This is a genomic window from Rhizobium sp. BK313 (assembly GCF_014193655.1).
In the GTDB taxonomy this organism is placed as follows: domain Bacteria; phylum Pseudomonadota; class Alphaproteobacteria; order Rhizobiales; family Rhizobiaceae; genus Rhizobium.
This window is the reverse complement of record NZ_JACHZQ010000003.1, coordinates 560,388-586,605: the sequence shown is the minus strand read 5'-3', so window position 1 is coordinate 586,605 and position 26,218 is coordinate 560,388. Positions and strand designations below refer to the sequence as shown.

Genomic DNA, 26,218 nt, shown 5'->3' with positions numbered 1-26,218 from the left:
CTGACACGGTGAAAAGCTTGTTGCGGTGCACTCCGAACAGCCTCACGCAAGGCAGGTCTCTTAACTGATCGGAGGAAGCAACGTTCAGGTGTGGACTGGCGATGAATATTATTATCGGATTTGTAGTGACCTGCGGCTGCATCATTGGCAGCTTCATGGCGATGGGCGGGCATGTGGACGCACTGTTCCAGCCCTTCGAATTTGTCATCATTGCGGGCGCCGGCATCGGCGGCTTCATCATGGCCAATCCGATGAAGGTCGTGAAGGATTCCGGCAAGGCGCTGGGCGAGGCCTTCAAGCATTCGGTCCCCAAGGAGCGTAACTACCTCGACGTGCTCGGCGTGCTCTATGCGCTGATGCGGGACCTGCGCACCAAGTCACGCAACGAGATCGAAGCCCATATCGACAATCCGGACGAATCCGTGATCTTCCAAGCCGCTCCAACGGTGCTGAAGAACAAGGAGCTGACGTCCTTCATCTGCGATTATGTGCGCCTTATCATCATCGGCAACGCCCGCTCTCACGAGATCGAGGCGCTGATGGACGAGGAAATCAACACCATTCTTCACGATAAGATGAAGCCGTATCACTCGATTACGATCATGGGCGATTCTTTCCCCGCCATCGGTATCGTCGCGGCCGTTCTCGGCGTTATCAAGGCCATGAGCCATATCAACGATTCGCCTGAAGTCCTCGGCCATCTCATCGGCTCGGCGTTGGTCGGAACCTTCCTCGGCATTCTCCTTTCCTATTCCGTCTGCGCGCCGCTGGTGTCCCAGATCAAGGTCGTGCGTAGCAAGCAGCATCGCCTCTACGTAATCGTCAAGCAGACGTTGCTTGCCTATATGAACGGCTCCGTGCCGCAAGTGGCGCTCGAATACGGCCGCAAGACAATCTCGTCCTACGAACGGCCGTCCATCGATGCGGTCGAGCAGGAAATGATGAACCCCGGCGGTGAGAGCAAGGCGGCCTGACGATCATGAGCCAGCAATCAGCAGCTAAGGTACAAACGATGGATCGCGCCCTCTTCGCCAAGCTGACCGGCGGCCTCGGCGACCAGGCAACCGTCGGAAAACTCGCCGCCGCCTTCGGACAGGTCTACGGCGAATTCCTCCCCGACATCATCAAGAGCGAGACTGGCCTGGACGTGTCCGTCGCCTATGCCGGCTGTCAGTCGGGGCTGATGAACGATCTCATCGCCGGCCTCGGCGGCAACTGCGCCCTTGTGAACGGTTCTCTGCGCAACTGGGCACCCAATTTCGTTCTCGGCTGCGGCACGGGCTTCATCATGACGTTGATGGAGCACATGCTGGGTGCGCTGCCCGAGACGATCGAGGCGCCCGTTCCGCGGCCGCTTTCGGTAATCGAGCTCGATCTCGCCGTCATGGTGTTCGACAAGATCGCCAACGTGCTGCGCTCGGCAGTCAACGCGTCTGGTGGCTTTGAGCCTTACCTGGATGCACCGCACAATATCGAGAACCGCCCGAATCCAGCCGGCCAGACGGACGAGTTCGCCGCTGCAATCGCGATGACGATTTCGCTCGGCAAGACGGTTTCGGAAATCATCGTTGTCGTACCGCAACAGGTGCTGCTGCGGACTGTGGTCAGTGCACCGCGGGCGAAGAACCCATCTGCTGCGTCGGAAGCATGGACGGAGCAAATGAGCGAACAGGTGCGCCGCTCGCAGGTGACGCTCGAGGCCCGCATCCGGCTGCAATCGCTGACGCTGAACACGATTTCCAGGCTCGCCGTCGGCGATGTCATTCCCTTCATGGACACAGGCGATGTCCGCGTCGAGGTCAGTGCCAACAGCAAGGACCTCTATATCTGCGAATTTGGCCGTTCGGGCGAAAATTACACGGTGCGCGTCAAGGACAATGTGAATTCCGATGACGAGCTTCTTCGACACCTGATGAATTGACCGGCTGGCGGGTGCTCAGCGCACCCACGGCAGCTTGAAGCAAGTTTCAACTGGAATAGTGATTTCATGGCTAGGAAGACCACACAGAAAAGCAGCGAAGATTCGCTGGAAGTTGAAAGCAGCGATGCCGCATTGGATGAGGCCATCGACGGCCTGCGCGGCGTGCTGAAGAAGGACACCGACGGTGGCGTACCGGATTTCGGTGCCGAGCCGGGCACGGATCTTTCGGCCTTCGGCGGCGAATTTGGAGACGACGGCGCGAACTCGACTTTTGGCGGGGGTGATTTCGGCGGCGCCTCATTTGCGGAGCCCAGCGCTCCAGGGAGTGCGCTGACCGCCAATCTCGACCTGATCATGGACATCCCGATCGACGTTCAGATCGTGCTTGGCAGCAGCCGCATGCAGGTCTCCGGTCTGATGAACCTGACCGAAGGTGCAATCATCGCCCTCGACAAGAAGATCGGCGAGCCCGTCGAAATCACCGTCAACGGCCGCAGGATCGGCCGGGGCGAAATAACCGTGCTGGAACATGACGACACCCGGTTCGGTATCAAGCTCATCGAAGTATCGAAAGCGAAAAAAGCCTGAACCCTGTTCAGAATAAGCCCACTCCCTGTTCGGGACGGAGACGAAGACCATGATGGACTTTGACGATTTCAGCGGTGCCCTTACCGAGAAACCGTTAACTCAGGCTGAAAAGGCCGCAGCCGTTCTTCTTGCCATGGGAAAGCAAGTGGCGGGACGGCTGCTGAAGTATTTCACGCAGCATGAATTGCAGCTCATCATTGCCTCTGCGCAATCGCTGAGACTCATTCCGCCGGACGAACTGGCGCAACTCGTGGCGGAATTCGAGGATCTCTTCACCGAAGGCGCTGGTCTGATGGACAACGCCAAGGCAATCGAGAGCATCCTCGAAGAAGGTCTGACGCCGGACGAGGTCGACAGCCTTCTCGGCCGGCGCACGGCCTTCCAGGCTTACGAGACCTCGATCTGGGATCGCCTCGGCGAGGCGGAGCCGACCTTCGTAGCCAAGTTCTTCCTGCGCGAACATCCACAAACCATCGCCTATATGCTGTCGATGATGCCATCCTCCTTCGGTGCCAAGGTGCTGCTGCAGTTGCCGGAGGCGCAGCGCGCCGACATTATGAACCGCACGGTCAACCTCAAGGATGTCAGCCCGAAAGCGGCGCAGATCATCGAAAACCGCGTGCTGGGGCTGATGGCGGAAATCGATGCAGAACGCAACGCTTCCGGCTCGACCAAGGTGGCGGAGCTGATGAACGAGCTCGACAAGCCGCAGGTCGACACGCTGCTCACATCGCTGGAAACGCTCAACAAGGAATCGGTCGACAAGGTGCGCCCGAAGATCTTCCTCTTCGACGACCTTACGCTCATGCCGCAGCCGAGCCGTGTCATGCTGCTCAACGATATCGCGGCCGACATTCTCACCATGGCGCTACGCGGCTCGAACTCCGAGATTCGCGAGATCGTGCTCAGTTCGATCAGCCCGCGCCAACGCCGCATGATCGAATCCGACCTGCAGATGGGCAACAACGGCATCAACCCGCGCGAAATCGCCATCGCGCGGCGCGCCATCGCCCAGGAAGCCATCCGGCTTTCCAATTCCGGTCAGATCGAACTTAAGGCAAAAGACAAGACGCCTGTGGAGGAAGCCGCGTGACCTCAGCGCGACTCACTTAAAACGTCTTAGACTGTTCAGAACAAGGCCGTGCATGATGCGCGGCCTCTTTCCGTTTCATGAAGGACGGCTGCTTTGGCTGACGAAGACAAGGACAGTAAAACAGAAAAACCGACGGAGAAAAAACTCCGCGACACGATGGAGAAGGGCAATGTGCCTCACTCCAGGGAGGCGACGCTCTTCGCGTCGATGCTGGCGACCGTCATCTACGTCACCTTCTTCTTGCCGGATCGCATAGGACGCATGGGCGAGGTGCTCCGCGACCTCTTCGAAAAGCCCGATCAGTGGCAGCTTGAGACAGGGCCGGACGTCATATCGCTATTCATCCGCATCGGTTGGGAAGTCGCCAATTTGCTTCTGCCCGCCGTCGCGTTGTTCTTCATCTTCGGCATTGGCTCCTCGCTGTTCCAGAACCTGCCGACACCCGTTCTCGACCGCATCCAGCCACAGTTTTCCCGCATATCACCGGTGTCCGGCTGGAAACGCATCTTCAGCACCTCAGGGCTCGTCGAATTCGCCAAGTCGCTTGCCAAGATCGTGGTGGTCGGCATCATCATGTTCTTTGTGCTGCGCGGACAGTTCTTCCATGCGATCGATTCGCTGGTTTCCGATCCGCAGACAATCTTTGTGCGGTTGTCGACCATCATCCAGAGAATTCTCACCATCGTGCTGCTGGCAACCGCTGTCGTCGGTATCGGCGACGTGCTGTGGACCCGGTATCATTGGGTCGACCAGCTGAAAATGACCAAGCAGGAGGTCAAGGACGAATTCAAGCAGGCCCAGGGCGACCCGATCGTCAAATCGCGTCAGCGCTCGGTCGCGCGCGACCGCGCGCGCCGGCGCATGATGAAGCAGGTACCGCGTGCCACACTGGTCATCGCCAATCCGACCCATTTTGCCGTAGCGCTGCGTTATGTCCGGGAGGAAAACGACGCGCCTGTCGTCGTTGCCAAGGGGCAAGACCTTATCGCGCTCAAAATTAGAGAGATTGCCGAGGCAAACGGCATCCCCGTCTTCGAAGATCCGCCGCTCGCGCGCTCCATGTTTGCGCAAGTCTCGGTCGATAGTGTCATCCCGTCAGTATTTTACAAGGCCGTCGCAGAACTCATCCATCGGATTTATGCCACGCAGTCGAATAGAAAACGGGTACGATAAATCGAATGAAAAAATGCCCCTACTCTGCCCAACGTGAACAAATTCTCGCCGAGGCTATCAGCCCCGTCGCCAGCGAATTGCGGCTCCTCGATGCGGCCGATCTGATTTCGCTGCTGCGCTTCGAACGCTACGGCAATCTCGCCGACCTGGTGGCTTCGGCGGCCGAGCTTTATTTCCATCCCGGCACCGTCAATTTCGGGCTCGGCGGCGATTACAAGCTCGAATGGGGCGGGCCGGCGGAAGTCACCATCGATCTCGAAATCAAGCCGCGCGGCGTCACTGTCTATGCCAAGCTTGCGCTTGCCGAACATCATGCCGGCATCGAGATCAACCATATTGCCTTCGAGAAGGCCTCGGCCGATCCGGACGAGAACACCGCGCTTCTCGCGCGCAGCTTGCGGGACGCCCGCTATGCGATCAGCGGAACGACGCGCGCAGCCTGAAGAAGGCTCAAACCGTCCCAAGTTTCATGATGAAAGTCCGCTGAGGAGCCTCGGCGTTAGAGCGGTTCAGCTTTTCACGGAAACGCAGAACCGCTCTATCTTTTTGTTTTTTCGCAATCCCGGACGGAAAACCGCTTCGCACTTTTCCTGGAATTGCTCTAGCTGATGTAACCAAAGCGGATCGCCTTTGCGATCGCCTGTATGCGATTAACGCTGTCGAGCTTGATCGTGGCCGAGCCGAGATAGGCGTTGACGGTATGCACCGACAACCCGAGCTTTTCGGCGATTTCCTCGCTGATCCGGCCATCGCCGGCGAGCTGCAGGCAGGCGATCTCACGTTCGCTCAGCGCTTCGGCCGCCGGCGATCGGCGTTCATCGAGCGACAGGAGATCCATCATGATCTGGCAGCTACGGCCATGCAACTCGACGATCATGTCGCTCGCCAGATCCATGAATTTCGCGGTGAACACGACATAGCCGTTACCGACCGATCCAAGGCGCACCGGAAAGGCGACGCCGGCAAAAGGCAGGAGATGCGGTTTCAAGCGCATGGTGAAAGAAGCAAAATCCGGCGTCTCAGCCGTGCTGTCGCTATCACGGCCGTTCCACATCAATGGCAGCAGCGATTTTTCGATATGCTCGATCATCGGCTCGCCATAGGCTTCGACGAACGCCTTGTTGAGGCCGGCATTGGTTGAGCCCCAATTTTCCAGCTCGCAGACCAGGCGCTGTTTGCTCGGCAGACCGGAACCGCTGAGGCGATAGACTGCGAAATTCTGTGCGTCGATCAGCTTCTGCATCGACACCAGCTTCGGGAAGAGATCGGAGCGACTGGACACCCGATGCGAACGTCCGAGCCTCGCTTCGCTCGGCGCGTCCGTCGTCCTAACCGGCTGATATCGCATTCATTGGGCCTTCAAACGAGATTGTTTCTGACAGCAAAGGCGATCGCTTCCGATCGGGTCTTCGTCGCGGTCTTCCGCATGACGCTGGTGATATAGTTATTGATGGTATTGCGCGAGATACCGAGGATCATGGCGATCTCGTCGCTCGTCTTGCCTTCTGCAATCCAGAACAGACATTCCAGCTCGCGCTCGGTAAGATCAAAATCGCGCTCGGACTTACCCTCTACGCAGCGTGTGAAGCTGGCGAAGTAACCCGACAGCAGTCCCACATCGCGCAGCCGCTCCGGCGACAGCAAAAGACCATCACGAGCAAGCAGCATCAGCGAGAATCGCGTGCGGCCGACATTGAAGGTCAACGAGCAATATTGGCGGCTGACACCTTCCGGCAGTTCGACATCTTCGGGCAGGAACGCAAAGTTCGGCTGAAACAGCGACATGCATTTTTCCAGCTCGCCGGTGCGGCCGTAGCCGCTTGTGAGTTCGGAAGCAAGACGCCGAACCAGATCGAAAGGCCAGTCGGAGGACACGACGAAATCAAGCCCGCTCTCCTGGATCAGATCACATCGGGCCAAAAGATAGTGGGAGGCTCCGACATAGCCCGTCAGCACACTCAGCCCGGATTGAAGATAGGCCGGGCCGGCAATGGCGCTCAACTGCTGAATGAGCTGATCGCGCGACATAGAATTGACGGACGCGGCCAATCGCGCATCCTTGTCGCCCTTGCTCCCCTGCAATATCTGCATGTCCATTTTTTGCATTTCCTGCCGCTGTTAGACGATCAAACGCCAACGAGAGCATTGCTCGGTCTGGACCCGGCGCATAACCTTGAAAATCGATATCGATCTTCAGATAGGTGTCTGCGCCAACTCAACTTGTCACTGCGCCTCATGCGCATCCTGGCGGATGCAGAGCGCGGTGCTAATATATAAATTCAAATTCGGCAATCGCATTGGCGCGAATCGCCGAAAACGCAATCAATAAACTATAGACTGATTTCCCCGTGTACCGGCATCTCCAAATTCTTTGAATTTACCAAACACGGATTTCATGGTCTGATTCGCGCCGTTTCGACGCTACTCCGAATAGATACTATGATTGTAGGTCGATTCTTTCTACCCAGCAATGAAATTTCCAACCAGATTACATCTTGCCAACACATCAGATCGCATCATTTCGTTACGCTGACTTGCAGCAAATATTTGCGAAAACCCAGGGTTGGTGGAGTGCGGCCGCACACTTTCCGATGACATGAAAAGACCGGGAATGTCTCCCGGTCTTGTTATCAGGCGGCGTTGTCGACGGCCCATTTTCTGAGGATCTTTGCCGCCCTTTCTTCGCTGATTTCCACCATGCGCGAGAGGCGACGTTCCGGCCCTTCCTTGACGCGGCGATTGAAGGTGCCGGCGTCTTCGCCCATCGTCAGCAGGTCGTCGGTGCTGTCGAAGCCGAAGTCCGAGCCGAAGCCGTCCATCAGCGCGGCACCTGGTCCGCCCACGGCAGGTGCGAAGTCCGGCAATTCCAAGCCTGCCGCCTCCGGCAGGGCCGCGCCACCGGCTGCACCGCCACCGAGCGAGCGGATCAGCGGACGGAAGCCCATCCAGACGATGAGGAAGGCAACCACAACGAAAGCAGCCGAATTGATGATGCCGGCCATGTTGCGGCTCAGCATGTCCATGATGCTGAAGCCCGAAGAGGTGTCGTCGAGCAGCTGGTTGTCGAGGAAATCCATTGCATTGACGGTCACCACGTCGCCACGGCTAGGGTCGACACCGGCGGCGGTCGTGACAATCTTCTGCATCTCGGCGATATAGGCGTCGATCTTGGCCTGATCAGCCGGCTGGCCGACCATCTGGGCGATGCGGCCCTTGTTGACCACCACGGCCACCGAGAGCTTCTCGACCCTGTAGCTGTTGCGGGTCGTAGCCGTCGTCTTGCTGTTGATTTCGTAGTTGGTCTGCTCTTCGCGCTTGTCGGACTGATCGTTCGATGTCGGCCCGTTGCCACCAGCCTGCGGGGCAGCCTGCGGAATGTTCTGTTCAACGGTGGCTGCCGTATCCGACTGGCGTTGCTGTGATTTCTGCGCTTCCTTGGTCGTGCGCACCGAACGCTCAACCTTCGAATCCGGATCGTAGGTGGTTTCCTGCACCTGCTGACTGTCGGTGTTGAGCTGCGCCGTCACGCTGGAGCGGAAATTGTCCATGCCGAGGAAGGGCGCAAGCGCCTTGTCGATATTCGATTCGACCTCATCCTGAACGTTCTGCACGATGCCGAGATTGCGGTTCAGCGCGCCATTGCTCGGATCGTCACCCGAGGCAAGCAACTGACCGGTGGAATCGAGAATCGTAACGTCGTCGACCTCCAGGCCGGGAACGGCGGAGGCGACGAGATGGCGGATGGCCTGGGCTGACTTGCGCGCTGCTTCGGCGTTCGCTCGGATCATGACCGAGGCCGTGGGTTTTTGATCCGCTTTTCGGAAGTTGCCGACATCCTGCATGACGATGTGGACGCGGGCCGCGCTGATGCCCGAGATCGAGGTGATCGTTCGAGCGATTTCACCTTCGAGTGCGCGGACGCGGGTCACTTCCTGCATGAAGGAGGTCAGGCCAAGCGACCCGACATTGTCGAAGAGCTCATAGCCAGCATTGGTGCTGTTTGGCAGGCCGCGTTCGGCGAGAAGCAGGCGCGCCTTGCCGGTCATACCGGTCGGCACGGTCAGGCTGGTGCCGTCCGTGCCCACCTGGAAATTGATGTTGGCTTCGGCAAGCGCAATGCTGATCTGGTTCAGATCGGTTGCATCCAGGCCGACATAGAGCGTCTCCTGGGCAGGCTTGTTGACATAAAGGGCTGCAAACAGGATCAACGCCATGGAGACGACGCCGACGCCCGCCATAATCAGCAGGCGTGTCCTCCCCAGGTTCTGCAGATTCCTGAACAAGGGAACTAATTGATTTAACAGATTCATTCTGTTCTCGCACGATTCGTCAAAGACCTGATGGCTTTGTGCCCTGCAGCGAAGATAGAAATCGAAACTTGTGCGAGCGTTTCGTCTGGGCAGGAAAATAAAAAAGTCGGAAAAATTTATCCACGATAATATAAGAAAAACAATAATAAGCGCCGGCGCTTCCTGTCAGAAAAAATCAAAATCGCCGGCGGCCTTGGCCAAGGGCTGAGAGTGTCCGTGACGACCACTGCCGCCAAGCGCCTTCTGCATTTCCGCCAGCTTGACCAGGCTCAGCGCCGTTGCAACATCGACCATCCAGCCATCCGGCATGCCGCCGGTGATGGTGTCGATAAATTCGGCAATGCCGCGCGTCTTCTGTACGGCCAGATCGATGCCCTGCATGACCTTCATCGAGTCAGGCGATTCCAGCACGTTGACGCCGCTGAGATCGAGCAACTGCGGTTCGATGCGTTCGATCAGGTAAGCGACATCGTGCAATTCCGAGACAATACGCATGAGGATGGCGGGGAGCGCCTCCTGCATGGCGGATGCTTCGGCACGCGGGATGGTGGTCATCAGGTAGTCCTCGTTGATCAGAAAAATTCGATCGTATTGTCGACCGGCTTCGGGGCGGCAACGGGGCGCTGTTCCAGAGCCACGGTCTTCTGCGTTTCGGCGCCGGTCAGCGGATATTGCCGGGCACGGCCGGAGATCGGCCAATATTCGATCTTGCGTCCATGCTCGCCGCCTGTGCTGGAGCCGACGACCGGAATGCCTTCATCCCTCAGGAACTGCATGGCAAAGGCAGCGTTCTGTTCGCCGACGTTGGAGAAGGTGGCGATCGTCTTCGCGCCGCCAAAAACCTTCGCCTCCAGCCGGTCACGGCGCGCGCCCTGCTTCAAGAGACCGTTGATGAGAAGCTCCATCAGGTGCACGCCGTAGCGCGTCGCGTCGCCACCGCTCATCGGCGAAGCCGACGTTCCCGGCAGGAGAAAGTGGTTCATGCCGCCGACGCCAGCGATCGGATCGCGCAGGCATGCTGCCACGCACGAGCCGAGAATGGTCGCCAGCACCACGTCCGGGTCGCTGATGACCTTGTACTCGCCTTGAATGATGTGCACGCGACGGGCAGCACCCTCGACGATCATTTCAATGCTCCGAACACGGCCTCGATCGCCGCTTTCATCTTTTCAATGGTGAAGGGCTTGGCGAGAACGTTGTTGGCGCCGAGCTGGGCGGCCTTCTGCACCAGCGCACGGTCACCTTGCGCCGTCAGGATGATAAAGGCTGCCTTCTTCGTCGTCGGATTGGTGCGCACGGCCTGCAGCAGGCCGAGACCATCCATCTTCGGCATGTTGAAGTCAGAGATCACCAGGTGATGCGGCTGCTGCTCCATGATCTTCATGCCCTGCTCACCGTCGCCGGCAGCAGTAATCTGCTTGAAGCCCAATTGAGTCAGCGCGTCGCTCAACAACAGGCGGCTGGTAACCTGGTCGTCGACGATCAGAACTTTGATTTTCTCCGCTAGAGACATTATTCGCTCCCTTCCTTGCGGGCGGCTGTTACTTTCAATATTTCCTCGCCAATGGCGTTCAGCGGAAACTGCTGTTCGACTGCACCGAGTTCGAATGCGACCCTCGGCATCCCGTAGACTACGCAGGTCTTTTCGTTCTGGCCGATGGTCCGCGCGCCGGCATGGCGCATCTTGAGAAGGCCGGCGGCGCCGTCGCGCCCCATACCGGTCAGGATCACGCCGACGGCGTTGCGGCCCGCGAGCTCGGCGACCGAATCGAAGAGCACGTCGACGGAAGGACGATGACCATTAACTGGCCCGCGCTCGATCAGACGGCAATGCGGCGCCGACACGTTGGCGATCTGCAAATGCCGCTCGCCGCCGGGCGCCAGATAGATCTTGCCGATCTCCAGCCGCGCACCATCCGTGGCCTCCTGCACGACGGGCGCGCAGAGGCGGTTGAGCCGTTCGGCAAAGCTGCGGGTGAAGCTCGGCGGCATGTGCTGGGTGATGACCGTCGGCGGGCAGTTGGCCGGGAACTTCTGTAGGACCGCGATCAAGGCTTCGACGCCACCGGTGGACGAACCGATCGCGACGATCTTGCGGCCGACGCGGAAATCCGCAACCGCAGGCGGCGGAGCATGGCCGGCAGCGGGCTTGATATATTGCCGCTGCGAACGAGCCGCCGCCTTCACCTTTTCCGCCAGATCACCGAAGGGACGCGGCTCGCCAGGAGCAGGCTTGCCTACGCAATCGAACGCGCCGATTTCAAGGGCCGCGAGCGTCGCCTCGGCGCCGCGATGCGTCATGGTCGAGACCATGATGACCGGCATGGGCCTGAGGGTCATGATTTTCTCAAGAAAATCGAGACCGTTCATGTTCGGCATCTCGATGTCGAGCGTCACGACATCAGGATTGAGCGCCTTGATCGCGGCGCGCGCTTCCATTGCATCGCCGGCCTGGCCGATGACGTCGACCTCCGGATCGGAGCGCAGGACGGCGGTGATCAAGCCGCGCATGGTCGGCGAGTCGTCGACGACAAGAACACGGGCGGGGGCGCTCATACTTTCCTCCCGATTGAATTGCCAATGCGGCGATAAGTGGTGATGCCGATATTGTCGAAAAGATGCTTGGCCTCGCCGGAGACCCGCTCGGAATGGCCGATATAGAGATGGCCGTTTTCCGGCAGCAGGCCGGCGAAGCGCGACCAGATCTTCGTCTGCGTCGGCTCGTCGAAATAGATCACCACGTTGCGGCAGAAGATGACGTCGAAGGTGCCCTTGAACGGCCATTGTGCCATCAGGTTCAGCTCATTGAACGTGATCAGACGCTTGACGCGATCATCGACCTGGAATTTGCGGCGCCCCTGGATGTCGACCTCCTGAAACCATTGCTTGCGCATGGCGGGTGAGACCGTCTCGAGCGATGTCTCATCGTAAGCGCCCGCGCGGGCAAGGCCGAGGATCTTCGGATCGATATCTGTCGCCAGGATCTTGAAATCGAAATCCGCGGCATTCGGCAGCAGCGACAGAACCGTAAGCGCGATGGAATAGGGTTCCTGCCCGTCGGAACAGGCTGCCGACCAGATGCGGACGCGGCCACCGCTTTTGGCACGCGCCAGAAGGCCAGGCAGAACCTCGTCGCGCAGATGATCGAAATGGTGGTTCTCGCGGAAGAAGCGGGTGAAATTCGTCGTCAGATGCGACAGCATCTCGCGCCGTGCCGCAGCTCCCGCCGGTGAGGAGACCAGCAGGCAATAATCGCGAAAGCCCGGCAAACCGAGTGCGCGAATATGCTTCGACAGCCGCGAATAGACGAGCGACGCCTTTGTCTCGTTGAGAGAAATTCCAGCGTCCGAATAGATCATGGCGGCAATTTCGGAGAGATCGCGCCGTGTCAGCGGATATTCGCCGCTGGCCAGCACCTCGTCCGGGGATGCCTTGAGATCAGTCGCTCCCATCATACTCATGCAGCTTCGCTTTCGCTGTCCGGGAACAGGGTTTCGAGTTCGATAAGACAGATCATGCGACGGTCGATCGCCAGGATGCCGCGTGCAAACTGCCGCTCGTAGTCGGAAGAAACTTCCGGCGTCGGCTGAATGTTGTCGTCGGTAACCGTCAGGATATCGGACACGGCGTCGACCAGCAGGCCGACGACCTTGCGCTTGACCTGCGCCACGATGATCACATGGCGTGCGGTCGGCTCGGCGCGCTTCATGCCCAGGCGGGCCGAGAGATCGACGATCGGCAAGACAGCGCCGCGCAGGTTGATGACGCCAAGGACATGGGCCGGCGCATGCGGCATGGCTGTCGCCGGCGTCCAACCGCGGATTTCGCGGACCGACATGATGTCGACGCAGAACTCCTGATCGCCGATGCGGAAGGCGATCAGCTCACGGGCACCCTGGGTCAGATTCTTGACGGCGTAGGACATAGGCTTAACCCACTGCTGCGTACGACATTTCAGCCTTCAACGACTGGCCGCGCGAGGCGCCGACCACGGCATCAACGTCGAGGATGAGAGCGACGCGCCCATCACCGAGGATGGTCGCGGCGGCGATGCCGGGAACATGCGTGTAGTTCGCTTCGAGACTCTTGATGACGACCTGGCGCTGGCCCTGGATGGCATCGACCATCAGAGCGCGCTGCCCGCCGCCTTCCGATTCCACCAGCAGTGCGACACCATCGACCGGATTGGCCTGCGTGGCGCGGAAGTTCAGGATGCGGCCGACATCGACCAGCGGGCAGAAGCTATTGCGGATCGAGATCAGGCGATGATTGGCGCCGAAGGAATGGATGGCGGCGGCTTCCGGTTGCAGGGTTTCGACGATCGCGGTCAGCGGCACGACCAGCGTCTGGCCGGCAACCGTCACCACCATGCCATCGAGGACGGCGAGCGTCAGCGGCAGGCTCATGGTGAAGACCGAGCCTTGCCCAGGCTTGGAACTGATGTTGATGCGACCGCCGAGCGCCTGGATCGAGCGCTTGACCACGTCCATGCCGACGCCGCGGCCGGAAATGTCGGAGATCTTGTCGGCCGTCGAGAAGCCCGGCAGGAAGATCAGGTTGTCGATCTCCTCGTCCGAGAGATTGGCATCGGCAGGGATCAGGTCGTTGTCGATCGCTTTCTGGCGAACTTTTTCGCGATTGATGCCGGCGCCGTCGTCGGCGAGTTCGATCAGGATGCGACCGGACCTATGCTTCGCCGTCAAGCGAACCGTGCCCTCCGGGTTCTTGCCGAGTGCAGTGCGCTTTTCCGGGGTTTCAACGCCGTGGTCGACGGCGTTTCGGATCATATGGGTCAGCGGTTCGGCAAGCTTGTCGATGACCGTCTTGTCGACTTCGGTGTTTTCACCCTCGGTGACCAGGCGGATCGACTTGCCCGTCATGTCGGCAATTTCACGGACGATACGCGACATGCGCTGGAAGACCGGCTTCACCGGCTGCGCGCGGATCGCCATGACGCTGTCCTGGATCTCGCGAGTGAGCTGCTGCAGCTCCTCGAGGCCCATATTGATCGAGGATGCACCGTTGTTGTCATTCTCGATGACGCTCTGCGACAGCATCGCCTGGTTGATGACCAGCTCGCCGACGAGATTGATCAGTCGGTCGACACGGTCAAGATCGACACGGATGGTCTGTCCGGCGCCCGCGGCGGCATTGTTCTGCGCGGCGGCACTGGCAGCGGCAGCGGCGGCGGCTGCCGCGGCTTCCTTCTTTTCGACACGAGCGGCGACGGCGGCAAGCTGTGTGACGTTGCTTGCCGTTTCGGCGGCGGCAACGGCGGCTGCGACGTCATTCTTCGGCTTCGGTGCTTCCTCGGCGGCTTCCACGGCCTGTTCGATACCATCGCCATCGAGAACGGAGAGATCGAAGGGCACGGGCACCATCGGCAACTCTTCATCACCGCCTGCAGATGAAGCGGCATCCTCAACCAGCCGAACATCGAGCTCGCAATCCCATTCGGCGAATTCGAAGACAGTGCGGATGGCGTCTTCGCCCTTGTCCGTCTTGACCGAGATCGTCCACTTGAAATAGGCGCCTTCAGGGTCGAGCTGATCGAGATCCGGCAGAGCGTCCATGTTGCAATGGATGCTCATCTCGCCGAGGCGCGAGAGATCGCGCAGCAGCAGCGTGGCATCGTTGCCCTTGGCGTAGAGATCGGAGCGCGGCTTGAAGCTGACTTCATACTCCGGCATAGCCACAGGCGCTTCGTCGCCACCGAAATCATCGTCGAAGCTGAAGGGGATCGGCTGAAAGCCGCTATCGTCCGTGGGAGCGGGTGCGGCTTTGACAGGGGTCGGGGCGGGGGCGGGCGCTGCAGCCCTCACCGGCTTCGGCGCGGCTTCGACGGCTGCGGATGCCGATGGCAATTCGCCGTGGGCCAGCGCTTCCAGTTCCTTGACCAGGCCCTTGCTGCGGGCCTGATCGACGCTGCCGCCGTCACGGGCGGCGTTGGTCAGGTCCGCCAGAACGTCGGCGGCCTTGAGCATGACCTTCAGGACATCCTGGGTCGGTTCCAGCTTGTTGGATCGAACGCAATCGAGCGTGGTCTCGAAGACATGGGCAAAGGAGACAAGGTCGTCCAGACCGAATGCCCCTGCCCCACCCTTGATGGAATGAACGGCACGGAAGACAGCATTGACGGTTTCCGGATCCCGGTCGCCATCATTCATTTTCAGGAGACCGGATTCCAGTTCGGCGAGCTGCTCCTCGCACTCCTGGAAAAAAATCTCTTTGATTTCGTTCATATCCATAGGAACAGATCCTGTTTAAGCGGTTACACGCTCGATGGCATCGATCAGTTTGGCGGGATCGAAGGGCTTGACGATCCAACCCGTCGCACCAGCCTGGCGGGCGCGGTTCTTCTTTTCGGCGTCGCTTTCGGTCGTCAGCACCAGGATCGGGATCGCCCGGTACTTGTCGTTGCGGCGCACGCCCTCGATGAAGCCGAAGCCGTCAAGGCGCGGCATGTTGATGTCGGTGACGATGACGTCTGGGTTGGCTTCTTCCAAAACCTCGAGGCCCTCGACGCCGTCTTCGGCCTGAATGGTCTCGAAGCCGGCATTGTTCAGGGTGACGAGAAGCATGTTTCGAATGGTCCGTGAATCATCCACGGTCAGTACTTTTTTCTTCATTGCCGGATCTCCTTGGCAAGCAGGTGATCGATGTCCACTCCGATCAACTGCATCGTTTTTTGAAATGCATCCGACACCTTCGAAAAGGTGAAGGACAGCTTGTCTTCATCCCAAGTCTTGGCGGCGGCCATGATGACCTGAACGCACAAGGCCCCGATCCTCTCGACGCCTGATGCATCGATCACGACATTGCTGCCGCGCAGCCCCATCAACTTGCCGCGAAGCGTCGAAGCCTCGTTGAGGTCCAGCACTGCGGCCAGACTGATTGCCTTTTCGCCTTTCCTGCTCGGCATCGCTTTATTCCTTGTTGCCTGAAATCGGGTCCCACAGCCCGCATGCGCATAAAACAGAGATATCAGTATGCATTCCGCTCGCCTCCAAGCCCGGCCCTGCGAAGCGAAAAATCCAATTCGGCCACGTTGCTCTCATCACGCCGGACGACGTTTTCTTCGCGCCGAGCAATCGGCAAACGTTGCGCAGCAGTCACCTGGCGCGGCACAGCATGGCGGCGCTCGCGCTCAAGGCGGAATTCACGGATCGTTCGCCCGAGTTCGAGAATGACGGTATGAAGATGATCAGCGCCTTCGTCCGAGCGACGGGCGAGGCTTTCGGTGGCAGCGGCGCGCTCGCCGAAGCTGCCGATGTCCGTGGTCACGGTGCGCAGGCCGGCGGCCTGTTCGTCAGTGGCGGCCGCGATGCCGGAAATGGCATCGTTGATATCGGTCACCTGACGAACGATGCTGCCGATCGCTTCCTGCGTGCGGCCGACCATCTGCACGCCGGCGTCGACCTGCGCCTTGGTGCCCGTCACCAGCACCTTGATTTCGCGGGCGGCATCGGCGGAGCGCTGGGCCAGCGCACGGACTTCCTGGGCGACGACGGCAAAGCCGCGGCCGCTGTCGCCGGCGCGCGCGGCTTCAATACCTGCGTTGAGCGCCAGCAGATTGGTCTGGAACGCGATCTCATCGATGACACCGATGATCTGGCCGATCTTTTCTGCCGAGGTTTCGATATCGGCCATGGCGGAAATCGCCTGGCCGACGACCCGGCCGCTATCTTCAGCTGCAACACGGGTGGAGGCGGCGGCGCGCTCGGCTGACCGGGTGCTCGCCGCATTGCCGCGAACCTGATCGGCAAGTTCGGCGAGTTGCTTTGCCGATAAGGCAAGCCCCCGAGACTGCTCCGTGGAACTCTGGGCCAACGAGCGGGAATCGCGGGCGATCACATCCGTTGCGGCTTCGGCCGCCTGCACACTGGCGGACAGTCCTGCAAATTGCAGCTGGATGTCGTCCAGAGCAGCATTCAGCGTCTGCGCCAGTTCGGCATAGGCCTCCGGACCATCGGCAGGCAGGCGGACGGTCAGATCGCGTTCTGCGAGGCTGCGGATGACATCGGCAAAAAGACCAGCAGCTTCGGCATGATCCGCACTCCGCTGGTCGGCAAGCGCCCGCTGATGGTTGAGGCGAAGTTCGTTGAAGCGCAGCGACACGGCGATCTCGACGTCAACCGTGACGAGGCGAACGGCAGCGGCGATCAGCTCTCTCAACTCACGGGCACGGCGTTTGGCGCCGGGCAGGATGGCGCGGCTGCCCATCTCCTCGACAATGCCGGCAAGAATGTGCTCCAGAACCACGCCGTGACCGGCGACGTGCCAGCGCGGGTCGAGCCCCATCTTGCTTTCGCTATCGGAGAGAACCTTGACGCGCTCGGCGTACAGACTGTCGAAACGAGCGTCTGTCAGCACGTCCCAATGCGAGGATTGCAGGTCCTGCAAGCGCTCGAGTTGGCTTTCGCTGGTAAAATTGCGGGCGGCGTCGGGAAAGGTCTGGAGACGATGAAAGAGATCGCGCAGGCCAGCTTTCAGATGCGTTTCGAGCATCGGCCGGTTGCGGCGCACGATTTCGCATTGCTCGGCATCGAGACCAGCAAAACGCAAGCGGTCGCGAAGGCTGCCCGCCTGCGCCCGTCCTGCCTGATCTGACGGCGAATCCTGCGCCAAAATCGTCCCCACCGAACTGCCGGACGTAAACGACGCCGGCGAAACCACTGATGATCCGGTTCAGACGCGATGAGGAGACGAGGAAAGGCGCACGCCGCCGCCGGTCCGTTGACCGGGACGCTGAAGCTCGCTCGTTCATCAAAGTCTGTTTTCGGACCGTTTGATGACATGGATACCGGATCTGACCCGGTACGACGGGGCGGCTTCATGCCTGGTGAGAACGAGTGACAGTTTTCCCATTCCGACGTGCAGTTCAATGTTTATGGTTAATTCCTTGCTTGAAGGTTAATAACCCCCGTCCGCTATCCCGTTTTGATTTAAACTATTTTGGGTTCGATTTCTGTCGGCGGTCATTTTGAGTAAAAACCCAGATAGCCGCAAGTCACAGGCAAGCTTCATGCTCTAATCCGGCAAGTAGAGACACCTTTGATGTCGATACGGAGAGAGCAATGATTGTTCTTGGTTTGACTGCTTCGCTGACGGCCGGCATGACGCTTGCTGCCTTCGTGCTTCTAAGCCTCATCGAAGAGGCGCGCAGCAAAGTTGCCCCGCGCGTGCTCTGAGGATTTCCCTCAGACGGCCATAGGCGACACAAATCCCTTGTAAAAATGCTTTACCTGCGCGGCATCGGGCCGCGCGTTCCACCGTCTTTCTCTCTGGGCGAGAGCTAGCGTCGAGCTCGATAGTTCCGTATGAAGCCTCACGACCCGGCACCGAGATCGACCTGTTGATGTCCGATACGACCTATTCCGAAACGAGCCACCAAAGACTTTCGCTGCGGCTTGGTCTTGCAGTCATCTTCGGCGTCACGCTTTGGCGCGTGGTGATGCTGATCTTCAACAGAACCGACCTGTTCGTCGACGAGGCGCAATATTGGTTCTGGGGTCAGAACCTCGACTTCGGCTATTATTCCAAGCCGCCTGTCATCGCCTGGGTGATCCGTTTCTTCAACGCGATTTCCGGTTCGGACTCGACCTTCTGGATCCGCGTTTCCGCGCCGCTCTTCCATCTTGCTACCGCGCTGATGCTGATGCGCACGACGCGACGACTGATTGTGGGGGACGTTGGGAGAGAGATCGAGCCCTGGGTCGGCGTCATTTTCGTCACCCTGCCGGCTGCCTCGCTTTCGGCCGTACTCGTGTCGACCGACACGATCCAGATTCTGTTCGTCACCATTGCGATCTGGGCTTTTCTCGGCCTCACCAAGCGGTCCTCGATCATCGAGGCGCTGATCCTCGGCGTCAGCCTCGGCATCGCCTTTCTGACGAAATATTCAGTGCTTTTTCTGCTGCCGGGCGTCGGGGTCGCCATGCTGACCCTGCGTTCGGCACGCATTGCCTGGCGCGACGTGATCATCGCCGCCATCGCCGGCGCCATCGTCGTCGCCCCGAACCTTTGGTGGAATTTCGCCCATGATGCGGCGACGGTGCGCCATACCGAAAGCATTGCCCATTGGAACGGCGACGGAAACGGCGGCGGGCTGGTGAAGCATCTGCTCGGCGCGCTCGGATTCGTCGGCGCGCAATTCGGCGTCGTCGGGCCTATCATTTTCTATGCCATGCTCTGGGCCGCATGGCGGATGATCCGCGGGCAAAGCGACGACAGGGAGAAGCTGCTCGTCTGGCTGTCCATCCCGGTCGTGGCGCTGATCACGCTGCAGGCGCTGTTTGCCAAGGCCTATGCCAATTGGGCGGTCACCGCCTATGCCGCCGGCACCGTCCTCGCCGTCTGGCTGCTCTACCGCCTAACAAAGAAGGGCCTGATCATCTCGCTGATCATCGGCTCCGTCGTTGCCTTCCTGTTGCCGGTCCTGACCGTGTTTGCCTATGACATCAAGCTGCCGAACGGGAATCTTGTGATGCAGCGCTATGTCGGCCGCAGCGCCATCAGCCTGGAGATCGCCGATATCGCCGTCCAAGCGAATACCTCGACCATCGTTGCCGACAACCGTGATATTCTCGCCGATCTGTTCTATACGCTGAAGGGCAAGCCCTATCACATCTACGCCCGCAACTCCGGCGGTTTCCCGAAGAGCTACTACGAGCAGAATTTTTCGCTGCCACCTACCGTGACTGGCGATGTGCTTTTTATCGACGACGAACCGTTCAATTGCGCCGCGGGCCGGTCGGAACTCATCAAGAGTTGGTCGCCGGATTTCGGCAATATGAAAGGCAGGGCGCTCTACGCCTACCTTCTTTCAGCAAGCTGCCTGGCGCCCAAACCTTAGCCGCGGTCAGAAGCCGGGCGCAGACAGACACCCCAACCAAACTCGGGCATTGCAACGAAGGCGACCCCACCCTCTTCGAAGGCCAGGCGCAGTTGCGCCTCGGTCGCCCGATGAATGTCGTGATGGCCGCCCTCGTAGTCGCGGATCGTGCTCCGTGATACACCAGCTTTTTCAGCTATATCCGACTGCGTCCAGTCGAGCAGCCCGCGCGCCGCGCGGCAGAGCGCGGGGGTGAGAATCATTGGTTTGCCGCCTTGATTCACGATATAAAATCACCCATATTGGTCAACATAAGCCAAATATGTCATAGATAGCATGGGATTTCCAGTATCGAGGAGACGGTAATGCCACACGACACGCCTTTGATTTCGACCATCGTCATGGGCCTTGTGCTGGCATTCATCTTCGGCGCCATCGCCAACCGATTCAAACTGCCGCCGCTCGTCGGTTATCTCATCGCTGGCGTGCTCGCAGGCCCGCATACGCCGGGCTTCGTCGCCGACCAGAGCCTGGCGCCAGAGCTCGCCGAAATCGGCGTCATCCTATTAATGTTCGGCGTGGGCCTGCATTTTTCGCTGAAAGATCTGTTGTCGGTGCGCGGCATCGCCGTTCCCGGCGCGATCGTTCAGATCGGCTTCGCCACCCTGCTCGGCTGGGGGCTCGGCGCGCTGATGGGCTGGCCGCTCGGCGGCAGTCTGGTCTTCGGCCTTGCGCTCTCAGTCGCGTCGACGGTCGTCCTTTTGAAAGCCTTGCAGGAGCGTCGGCTGATCGAGAGCGAGCGCGGCAAGATCGCGGTCGGCTGGCTGATCGTCGAAGACCTGGCCATGGTGCTGGCTCTTGTCCTCATTCCCGCGGCCGCCAGCATTTCCGGCGATGGTCATGGTACTGCCGAGCCGCTGTCGGCGGGCCTCAACCGGTTGCTCGGCCTCGATCTCGGCATCACCGGTATCATCGGCATGACGTTGCTGAAGGTCGCTGCCTTCGTCGGGCTGATGCTGGTCGTCGGCCGACGGATCATTCCCTGGATCCTGCACCGCATCGCCCATACCGGCTCGCGCGAACTCTTCCGCCTCGGTGTCCTCGCGATTGCGCTCGGCGTCGCTTTCGGGGCCGCGAAACTCTTCGGCGTGTCGCTGGCGCTCGGCGCCTTCTTCGCCGGCATGATCCTGTCGGAAAGCGAGCTCAGCCATCGGGCCGCACAGGAAAGCCTGCCGCTCCGCGATGCTTTCGCCGTGCTGTTCTTCGTCTCGGTCGGCATGTTGTTCGATCCGAACATCCTGATCGACAATCCGCTGCCGCTGCTGGCGACCGTATTCATCATCGTCATCGGCAAATCGGTCGCCGCCTTCTTCATCGTGCTCGCCTTCCGCAAGCCGATGAGCACCGCGCTCACGATCTCCGCCAGCCTGGCGCAGATCGGTGAATTCTCTTTCATCCTCGCTGCGCTCGGCTTCGATCTCGGTATGCTGCCCGGCGAGGGCCGCGATCTGATCCTCGGCGGCGCGATCATTTCGATCATCCTCAACCCCCTCGTATTCATCGCCTGCGACTGGATGCGCAAGGGGCTGGACGCAAGGCGTCATGTCGAAACGGAAGGCACCGAGCCGCAGGCCGAACAACCCGCGGCGGCAAGCGAGCCGCCGCACAGCCAAATCGACCATCCCGCTGAGACCAGCAGTGATGAGGAGCCACGCTCGACAATGCTCTCCGACCATGCCGTTTTGATCGGCTACGGACGTGTCGGCAGTATCGTCGGCGAGAACCTCATATCCTCCGGCACGCCCTTCATCGTCATCGAGGATTCCGAAAAGCGCATAGGCGAACTCAAGCAGGCGGGCATCGAGGCGATCTACGGCAATGCGGCGTCCGCAGAGATCCTCGGTTATGCTAATATAACCGGTGCCCGCAGCCTACTCATCGCCATTCCCAATACCTTCGAAGCCTGCAGTGCCGCCGAGCGGGCGCGCGCAACAAACCCTTCGATCCTGATCGTCGCCCGTGCCCATTCTGACGCGGAAGTGGACGTATTGAAGCAATATGGCGCCGACACCGTCATCATGGGAGAGCGGGAAATTGCGATGGGCATGGTTGACCGGCTGGCGCAAGTGCATCATGACAGGCCACACTATGAAGACGCGGAACGTCCTGATAGTATAAGCGAGCCGCCGGTTTCCGATCCGGCAAAGGAATGAAGGCCTTTATAACCGTTGAACCCGTTCGAATTCGGCGCCGCCGACAGCGAAGAGAACGATAGCAGGACGCGCCGCGCCGGAATGCGCGTGGTCGCCTCGCTGTTCGTCGCTTTCTTCGCCTATCTCGGACTGGCGCTCGGCGGCGGCATCAATCTTGCCGCACGGGCAGACGCTGAGGCCTTTTCCTCCGGCAAGGACAGCCAACCGCTCTATCTCGCCTTGCGCGATCCGGTGCGCGGCATTGTCGTTGCCGACCGCACGGTCACGGCGAAAGCCACCTGGCATGATATCGGACCGGCAACGCTTACGACCCTTCCGTCGCCGGGACTTCTAATCAATCCGTGGCAGCCGAGCGACAGCGGCGAAGTCACGCAGCACGAATTCTTCGCTTTTGGTGCCTATCGCGCGCGCGCCCCGCCGGCTGCTTTCGCTTAACCGGTTCGCGCGCCGCCGGCGCATCTCCGACATGACCCACGTCCGCCAGCGGCAGGCTCCGCTGGCATTAGTGTATTTCCAAGGATAATACCCATGCGCACCTCACCATGGCTGGTGGTCCTCTATTCTGTGATCATCGTGCTTGGCCTCCTCATTGCCCTGCCGAACGCGCTTCCGCAGTCGGTTCTTTCCAAGATCCCGTCCTGGCTCCCGCATAGCCAGGTTTCCCTCGGCCTGGACCTTCGCGGCGGCTCCTATCTGGTTCTCGAAGTGGACGAGAAGGATCTGACCAACGGACGGCTGCAGACGCTGCTGCAGGATTCGCGTCGCGTCCTGCGCGACAAGAACATCCAGACCCGCTCGATCGTTCGTAACGGCGACCAGGTCATCGTGACGCTGACCGATCCGTCGCAAAGCAGCGATGCCGTTACTCAGCTTCAGACGCTCGCCAACACAATCTCGTCCGGTCTCTCCGCAGGTCAATCCGATCTCACCATCGCTCCGAACGGCGGCACGATCACGATGTCCTTCTCGCCGGCCGGCATCGCCAGCAACGTCGATTCCGCCGTTCAACAGAGCTTGGAAGTCATCCGCAAGCGCGTTGACCAGGTCGGTGTCGCAGAACCCACCATCCAACGCGTCGGCCCGAACCGTGTCCTCGTGCAGCTTCCCGGCGCCCAGGACCCGTCGCATCTGCGCGAACTTCTCGGCTCGACCGCGAAGATGTCCTTCCATCTGCTCGCCGACAATGCCGATCCGAACAATCCCGGCCCCGGCGTCACCATCTTGAAGGACGATCAAGGCAACAGCTACCCGGTTCTCGACCGTATCGAACTCTCGGGCGACCGCCTGACCGATGCGCGCGTCAGCTTCGATCCGAACACGCATGAGCCGCTCGTCACCTTCCGCTTCGACAACGCCGGCGCCAACCGTTTCGCGGAAATCACCCGCGAAAACGTCGGCAAGCCCTTCGCCATCGTACTGGACAACAAGGTGCTGAGCGCGCCGAACATCCGCGAACCGATCACCGGAGGTTCGGGCCAGATCTCCGGCAACTTCACTGCTGACAGCGCAACGACGCTCGCCGCACTGCTGCGCGCCGGCGCCCTGCCGGCCAAGCTGACCGTCATCGAGGAACGCACCGTGGGTGCCGACCTCGGCGCGGACGCGATCCAGAAGGGCATCTATAGCGGCCTGGTTGGCTTCGTCTTGGTTGCCGCCTTCATCTTCGTGCTCTATGGCGCCTGGGGGATTCTCGCCAATGTTGCACTGCTCATTCACACGATCCTGACCTTCTCGGCCCTGACGCTGGTCGGCGCCACGCTGACGCTGCCCGGCATCGCCGGCGTCGTTCTCGGTATCGGCCTTGCGGTTGATGCCAACGTTCTCATCAACGAGCGCATCCGCGAAGAAACCCGCAAGGGTCGCGGCGCCTTTGCCGCCATCGATAACGGCTTCAGGAAAGCTTATTCCACGATTATCGACGGCAACATGACGGCCCTGATCGCCGCCGCCATCCTCTTCTACTTCGGCTCCGGCCCGGTTCGCGGCTTTGCCGTGACCATGGGTCTCGGCCTCATTATCTCGATGTTCACCTCCGTCGCCTTCGTGCGCGTCGTGATGATCGCGATCACCCGTCGCCGCAAGCTAAAAGTGCTCAACATCAGGCCGCTGATCCCCTTCAGCCCCTATGACAAGCACATCCAGTTCATGAAGGCCCGCTTCTTTGGTGTCACCGTCTCGGCGATCCTGTCGATCGCCTCGGTGGTCCTGTTCATCCATCCGGGCCTCAACTACGGCGTCGATTTCCGCGGCGGCATCCAGATGTCGGTCAAGACCAAGGACGCGGCCGATTTGGCGACGTTCCGCGGGGGCCTGAACACGCTCGGCCTCGGCGAAATCGCACTGCAGTCCTTCGGCGACAACAACAGCATCCTTGTCCGCGCCCAGCGCCAGGACGGCGGTGAAGAGGCGCAGACGGCCGCGGTGACCAAGCTCAAGGCAGAAATCGTCAAGATCGACCCAACCGCGACTATTGAAGGCACCGATGTCATCGGGCCGAAGGTTTCGGGCGAGCTTGCCTGGGCCGGCATCCTGTCGGTCTTGATCGCCAGCCTGGCGATGCTGTTCTACATCTGGTTTCGTTTCGAATGGCCGTTCGCGGTCGGCGCCATCGTCACGCTGGTGCTCGACGTCACCAAGGCGATCGGCTTCTTCGCGATCACCGGCCTCGATTTCAACCTGACGGCCATCGCCGCGATCCTGACGCTGGTCGGTTATTCGGTGAACGACAAGGTTGTGGTCTATGACCGCATGCGTGAAAACATGCGGCTCTACAAATCGATGCCCCTGCGCGACATCATCGACAAGTCGATCAACGAGACCCTGGCGCGAAGCCTCTACACCAATGCCACCGCCTTCCTGGCGCTGGTGCCGATGGCGATCTGGGGCGGCAGCGCCGTCTCCAGCTTCGCGATCCCCATGGTGTTCGGCATCCTCGTCGCTGGTGCCTCGTCGGTCTTCATCGCAGCACCAATCCTGCTGTTCCTCGGGGACTGGCGTCGCCGCCATGCCAAGGCAGTTGCCAACGATGCAACACCGGCGGACGACAAGTCCGGCAAGGACAACAAGCAGATCCCCGCCGCCGAATAAGCAGCGGATGGACATGAGCAAGACATGCCCGGCTTCCGGGCATGTCCACTGGCCTCCGGATCAGATGGACGGCATGTGCAACGGCAGCCCAGGACGCGGTGCCGTTATTTTCTCCAAAACACCATTTTCCTGCTCGGTAATGAGCGCATATTTGCCATCGAGGGTGAACGCGATGTTGCCCGGCCGCGTGCCATTGGTGCGGATATGGCCGACTATCTTTCCCACAGAATCGACCAGACAGATCTCGCCCTGTCCGTACATCGTGCAATAAAGCATGCCATTGCGATCAAAGGCCATGCCGGCCGGTCCGCGCAACGCCTTGACGGCGGGCACCGACATCACCTGCGCAAACAGCTCCTGCCGTCCGCCGACGATCTGGCGATAGATTTTCCCGGTCAGTGTCTCGCTATAATAAAGCAGCCCGTCAGGTCCGAATGCAATACCGTTGGCATAGAACAAACCGGTCGCCAGCACGCGCAGCACTTGGCCATCCGCCGGATCGATCTGATAGACACGGCCGTTATAGGGCGCGCGGAAGAAATCGGGATTGAGATCGGCACCTTCGAGCAGATCGGAGATGCGAACGCCGGTATCCGTCATGTAAAGCAAGCCATCAGGACCGAAGGCCAGATCGTTCGGGTAAAGAAACGGGCCGTCCTTGCCGCCTTCGATAACCTGCAAAGTGCGGCCTTCCGGAGAGAGCCGAACAAGGGAGTTTTCCGGGCCGCCCGCCACCCAGAAACAATTATCGCCATCGACCGCAAGTCCCGTCGGCCGGCCGCCGGGTCGACAGATTTCATGGCGGATGCCACCAGCCGCGATCATCGTCAGGCAACGACGACTGTCATCGGTCTCCACAAGCGCGACGCGTCCATCCGTCAGGGCAACCGGCCCCTCAGGTTGGCGCAATCCGGTGGCCATCGTCTCATTCATATTCGGGAACCCTACCCAGCGCACCGAAACCCCAAAATCATGTGTCAATCCGGTAAATAAGTACCT

General features: G+C 60.1%; 25 protein-coding genes. 10 read left to right on the top strand and 15 right to left on the bottom strand.

The window, feature by feature from the left end; genetic code table 11:
• Positions 1 to 101 precede the first annotated feature (101 nt).
• The 6 genes from motA to FHT86_RS19235 all read left to right on the top strand — a co-directional run bounded on the left by motA (position 102) and on the right by FHT86_RS19235 (position 5,218).
• Complete coding sequence (gene motA / locus FHT86_RS19260) at positions 102 to 974, top strand: flagellar motor stator protein MotA (RefSeq protein ID WP_133708422.1); 873 nt, start codon at positions 102 to 104, stop codon at positions 972 to 974.
• 5 nt (positions 975 to 979) lie between these two features.
• Positions 980 to 1,921, top strand: coding sequence for a FliM/FliN family flagellar motor switch protein (locus FHT86_RS19255; RefSeq protein WP_133708421.1), 942 nt, complete (start codon positions 980 to 982; stop codon positions 1,919 to 1,921).
• A gap of 66 nt (positions 1,922 to 1,987) precedes the next feature.
• Positions 1,988 to 2,509, top strand: a complete 522-nt coding sequence (fliN, locus tag FHT86_RS19250; RefSeq protein WP_133708420.1) for a flagellar motor switch protein FliN — start codon at positions 1,988 to 1,990, stop codon at positions 2,507 to 2,509.
• Positions 2,510 to 2,558: 49 nt separating this feature from the next.
• Positions 2,559 to 3,602 (top strand): flagellar motor switch protein FliG, encoded by a 1,044-nt coding sequence (fliG, locus tag FHT86_RS19245; RefSeq protein WP_133708419.1) that lies wholly within the window; start codon positions 2,559 to 2,561, stop codon positions 3,600 to 3,602.
• A 93-nt stretch (positions 3,603 to 3,695) separates the two neighbouring features.
• Positions 3,696 to 4,775, top strand: a complete 1,080-nt coding sequence (gene flhB / locus FHT86_RS19240; protein ID WP_133708418.1) for a flagellar biosynthesis protein FlhB — start codon at positions 3,696 to 3,698, stop codon at positions 4,773 to 4,775.
• Positions 4,776 to 4,780: 5 nt separating this feature from the next.
• Complete coding sequence (locus tag FHT86_RS19235) at positions 4,781 to 5,218, top strand: hypothetical protein (protein WP_133708417.1); 438 nt, start codon at positions 4,781 to 4,783, stop codon at positions 5,216 to 5,218.
• Between the two features lie 158 nt (positions 5,219 to 5,376).
• On the opposite strand, the gene visR is transcribed toward FHT86_RS19235, so the two are convergent.
• The 13 genes from visR to FHT86_RS19170 all read right to left on the bottom strand — a co-directional run bounded on the left by visR (position 5,377) and on the right by FHT86_RS19170 (position 17,713).
• Positions 5,377 to 6,123 carry a transcriptional regulator VisR gene (visR, locus tag FHT86_RS19230; protein WP_133708416.1) on the bottom strand — a complete coding sequence of 249 codons (747 nt, stop codon included), beginning with the start codon at positions 6,121 to 6,123 and terminating at the stop codon, positions 5,377 to 5,379.
• A gap of 11 nt (positions 6,124 to 6,134) precedes the next feature.
• The gene (visN, locus tag FHT86_RS19225; RefSeq protein WP_133708415.1) at positions 6,135 to 6,872 is read right to left on the bottom strand and encodes a transcriptional regulator VisN; all 738 of its coding nucleotides are present in this window, start codon (positions 6,870 to 6,872) and stop codon (positions 6,135 to 6,137) included.
• A 533-nt stretch (positions 6,873 to 7,405) separates the two neighbouring features.
• Positions 7,406 to 9,085 (bottom strand): flagellar basal-body MS-ring/collar protein FliF, encoded by a 1,680-nt coding sequence (gene fliF, locus FHT86_RS19220; protein WP_133708414.1) that lies wholly within the window; start codon positions 9,083 to 9,085, stop codon positions 7,406 to 7,408.
• 165 nt (positions 9,086 to 9,250) lie between these two features.
• Positions 9,251 to 9,640 carry a hypothetical protein gene (locus FHT86_RS19215; protein WP_133708413.1) on the bottom strand — a complete coding sequence of 130 codons (390 nt, stop codon included), beginning with the start codon at positions 9,638 to 9,640 and terminating at the stop codon, positions 9,251 to 9,253.
• A gap of 17 nt (positions 9,641 to 9,657) precedes the next feature.
• Positions 9,658 to 10,212 carry a chemoreceptor glutamine deamidase CheD gene (gene cheD / locus FHT86_RS19210; RefSeq protein WP_133708412.1) on the bottom strand — a complete coding sequence of 185 codons (555 nt, stop codon included), beginning with the start codon at positions 10,210 to 10,212 and terminating at the stop codon, positions 9,658 to 9,660.
• Entirely contained in the window at positions 10,209 to 10,598 is a 390-nt protein-coding gene (locus tag FHT86_RS19205; RefSeq protein ID WP_004128537.1) for a response regulator, read from the bottom strand. Before FHT86_RS19205 ends, cheD begins: the two co-directional genes overlap by 4 nt.
• Positions 10,598 to 11,641, bottom strand: coding sequence for a protein-glutamate O-methylesterase CheB (gene cheB / locus FHT86_RS19200; RefSeq protein WP_133708411.1), 1,044 nt, complete (start codon positions 11,639 to 11,641; stop codon positions 10,598 to 10,600). The genes FHT86_RS19205 and cheB overlap by 1 nt, the downstream gene beginning before the upstream one ends.
• Positions 11,638 to 12,546 carry a protein-glutamate O-methyltransferase CheR gene (gene cheR / locus FHT86_RS19195; protein ID WP_133708410.1) on the bottom strand — a complete coding sequence of 303 codons (909 nt, stop codon included), beginning with the start codon at positions 12,544 to 12,546 and terminating at the stop codon, positions 11,638 to 11,640. Before cheR ends, cheB begins: the two co-directional genes overlap by 4 nt.
• Positions 12,543 to 13,010, bottom strand: coding sequence for a chemotaxis protein CheW (locus FHT86_RS19190; RefSeq protein WP_133708409.1), 468 nt, complete (start codon positions 13,008 to 13,010; stop codon positions 12,543 to 12,545). Before FHT86_RS19190 ends, cheR begins: the two co-directional genes overlap by 4 nt.
• Before the next feature lie 4 nt (positions 13,011 to 13,014).
• A complete protein-coding gene (locus tag FHT86_RS19185; RefSeq protein ID WP_133708408.1) occupies positions 13,015 to 15,333 on the bottom strand; it encodes a chemotaxis protein CheA in 2,319 nt (772 codons plus the stop codon).
• Positions 15,334 to 15,348: 15 nt separating this feature from the next.
• Positions 15,349 to 15,714 (bottom strand): chemotaxis response regulator CheY1, encoded by a 366-nt coding sequence (cheY1, locus tag FHT86_RS19180; RefSeq protein ID WP_028751177.1) that lies wholly within the window; start codon positions 15,712 to 15,714, stop codon positions 15,349 to 15,351.
• On the bottom strand, positions 15,711 to 16,007 hold the full coding sequence (locus FHT86_RS19175) for an STAS domain-containing protein (protein WP_133708407.1): 297 nt from the start codon (positions 16,005 to 16,007) through the stop codon (positions 15,711 to 15,713). Before FHT86_RS19175 ends, cheY1 begins: the two co-directional genes overlap by 4 nt.
• Positions 16,008 to 16,069: 62 nt before the next feature.
• The gene (locus FHT86_RS19170; protein ID WP_133708406.1) at positions 16,070 to 17,713 is read right to left on the bottom strand and encodes a globin-coupled sensor protein; all 1,644 of its coding nucleotides are present in this window, start codon (positions 17,711 to 17,713) and stop codon (positions 16,070 to 16,072) included.
• A 730-nt stretch (positions 17,714 to 18,443) separates the two neighbouring features.
• On the opposite strand from FHT86_RS19170, the gene FHT86_RS19165 reads away from it, so the two are divergent.
• The gene (locus FHT86_RS19165) at positions 18,444 to 19,940 is read left to right on the top strand and encodes an ArnT family glycosyltransferase (RefSeq protein ID WP_133708405.1); all 1,497 of its coding nucleotides are present in this window, start codon (positions 18,444 to 18,446) and stop codon (positions 19,938 to 19,940) included.
• On the opposite strand, the gene FHT86_RS19160 is transcribed toward FHT86_RS19165, so the two are convergent.
• Positions 19,937 to 20,182, bottom strand: a complete 246-nt coding sequence (locus FHT86_RS19160; protein ID WP_133708404.1) for a helix-turn-helix transcriptional regulator — start codon at positions 20,180 to 20,182, stop codon at positions 19,937 to 19,939. The two genes, FHT86_RS19165 and FHT86_RS19160, sit on opposite strands and share 4 nt — an antisense overlap.
• Positions 20,183 to 20,284: 102 nt before the next feature.
• Here FHT86_RS19160 and ybaL point away from each other — a divergent pair, with 102 nt between their 5' ends.
• The 3 genes from ybaL (at position 20,285) to secD (ending at position 25,219) form a co-directional block, all read left to right on the top strand.
• Complete coding sequence (gene ybaL / locus FHT86_RS19155) at positions 20,285 to 22,132, top strand: YbaL family putative K(+) efflux transporter (protein WP_133708403.1); 1,848 nt, start codon at positions 20,285 to 20,287, stop codon at positions 22,130 to 22,132.
• A 15-nt stretch (positions 22,133 to 22,147) separates the two neighbouring features.
• The gene (locus FHT86_RS19150; RefSeq protein ID WP_133708402.1) at positions 22,148 to 22,567 is read left to right on the top strand and encodes a hypothetical protein; all 420 of its coding nucleotides are present in this window, start codon (positions 22,148 to 22,150) and stop codon (positions 22,565 to 22,567) included.
• A gap of 93 nt (positions 22,568 to 22,660) precedes the next feature.
• Positions 22,661 to 25,219 carry a protein translocase subunit SecD gene (gene secD, locus FHT86_RS19145; protein WP_133708401.1) on the top strand — a complete coding sequence of 853 codons (2,559 nt, stop codon included), beginning with the start codon at positions 22,661 to 22,663 and terminating at the stop codon, positions 25,217 to 25,219.
• Between the two features lie 60 nt (positions 25,220 to 25,279).
• Here secD and FHT86_RS19140 read toward each other — a convergent pair whose 3' ends face one another.
• On the bottom strand, positions 25,280 to 26,152 hold the full coding sequence (locus FHT86_RS19140) for an SMP-30/gluconolactonase/LRE family protein (protein ID WP_133708400.1): 873 nt from the start codon (positions 26,150 to 26,152) through the stop codon (positions 25,280 to 25,282).
• Positions 26,153 to 26,218 lie beyond the last annotated feature (66 nt).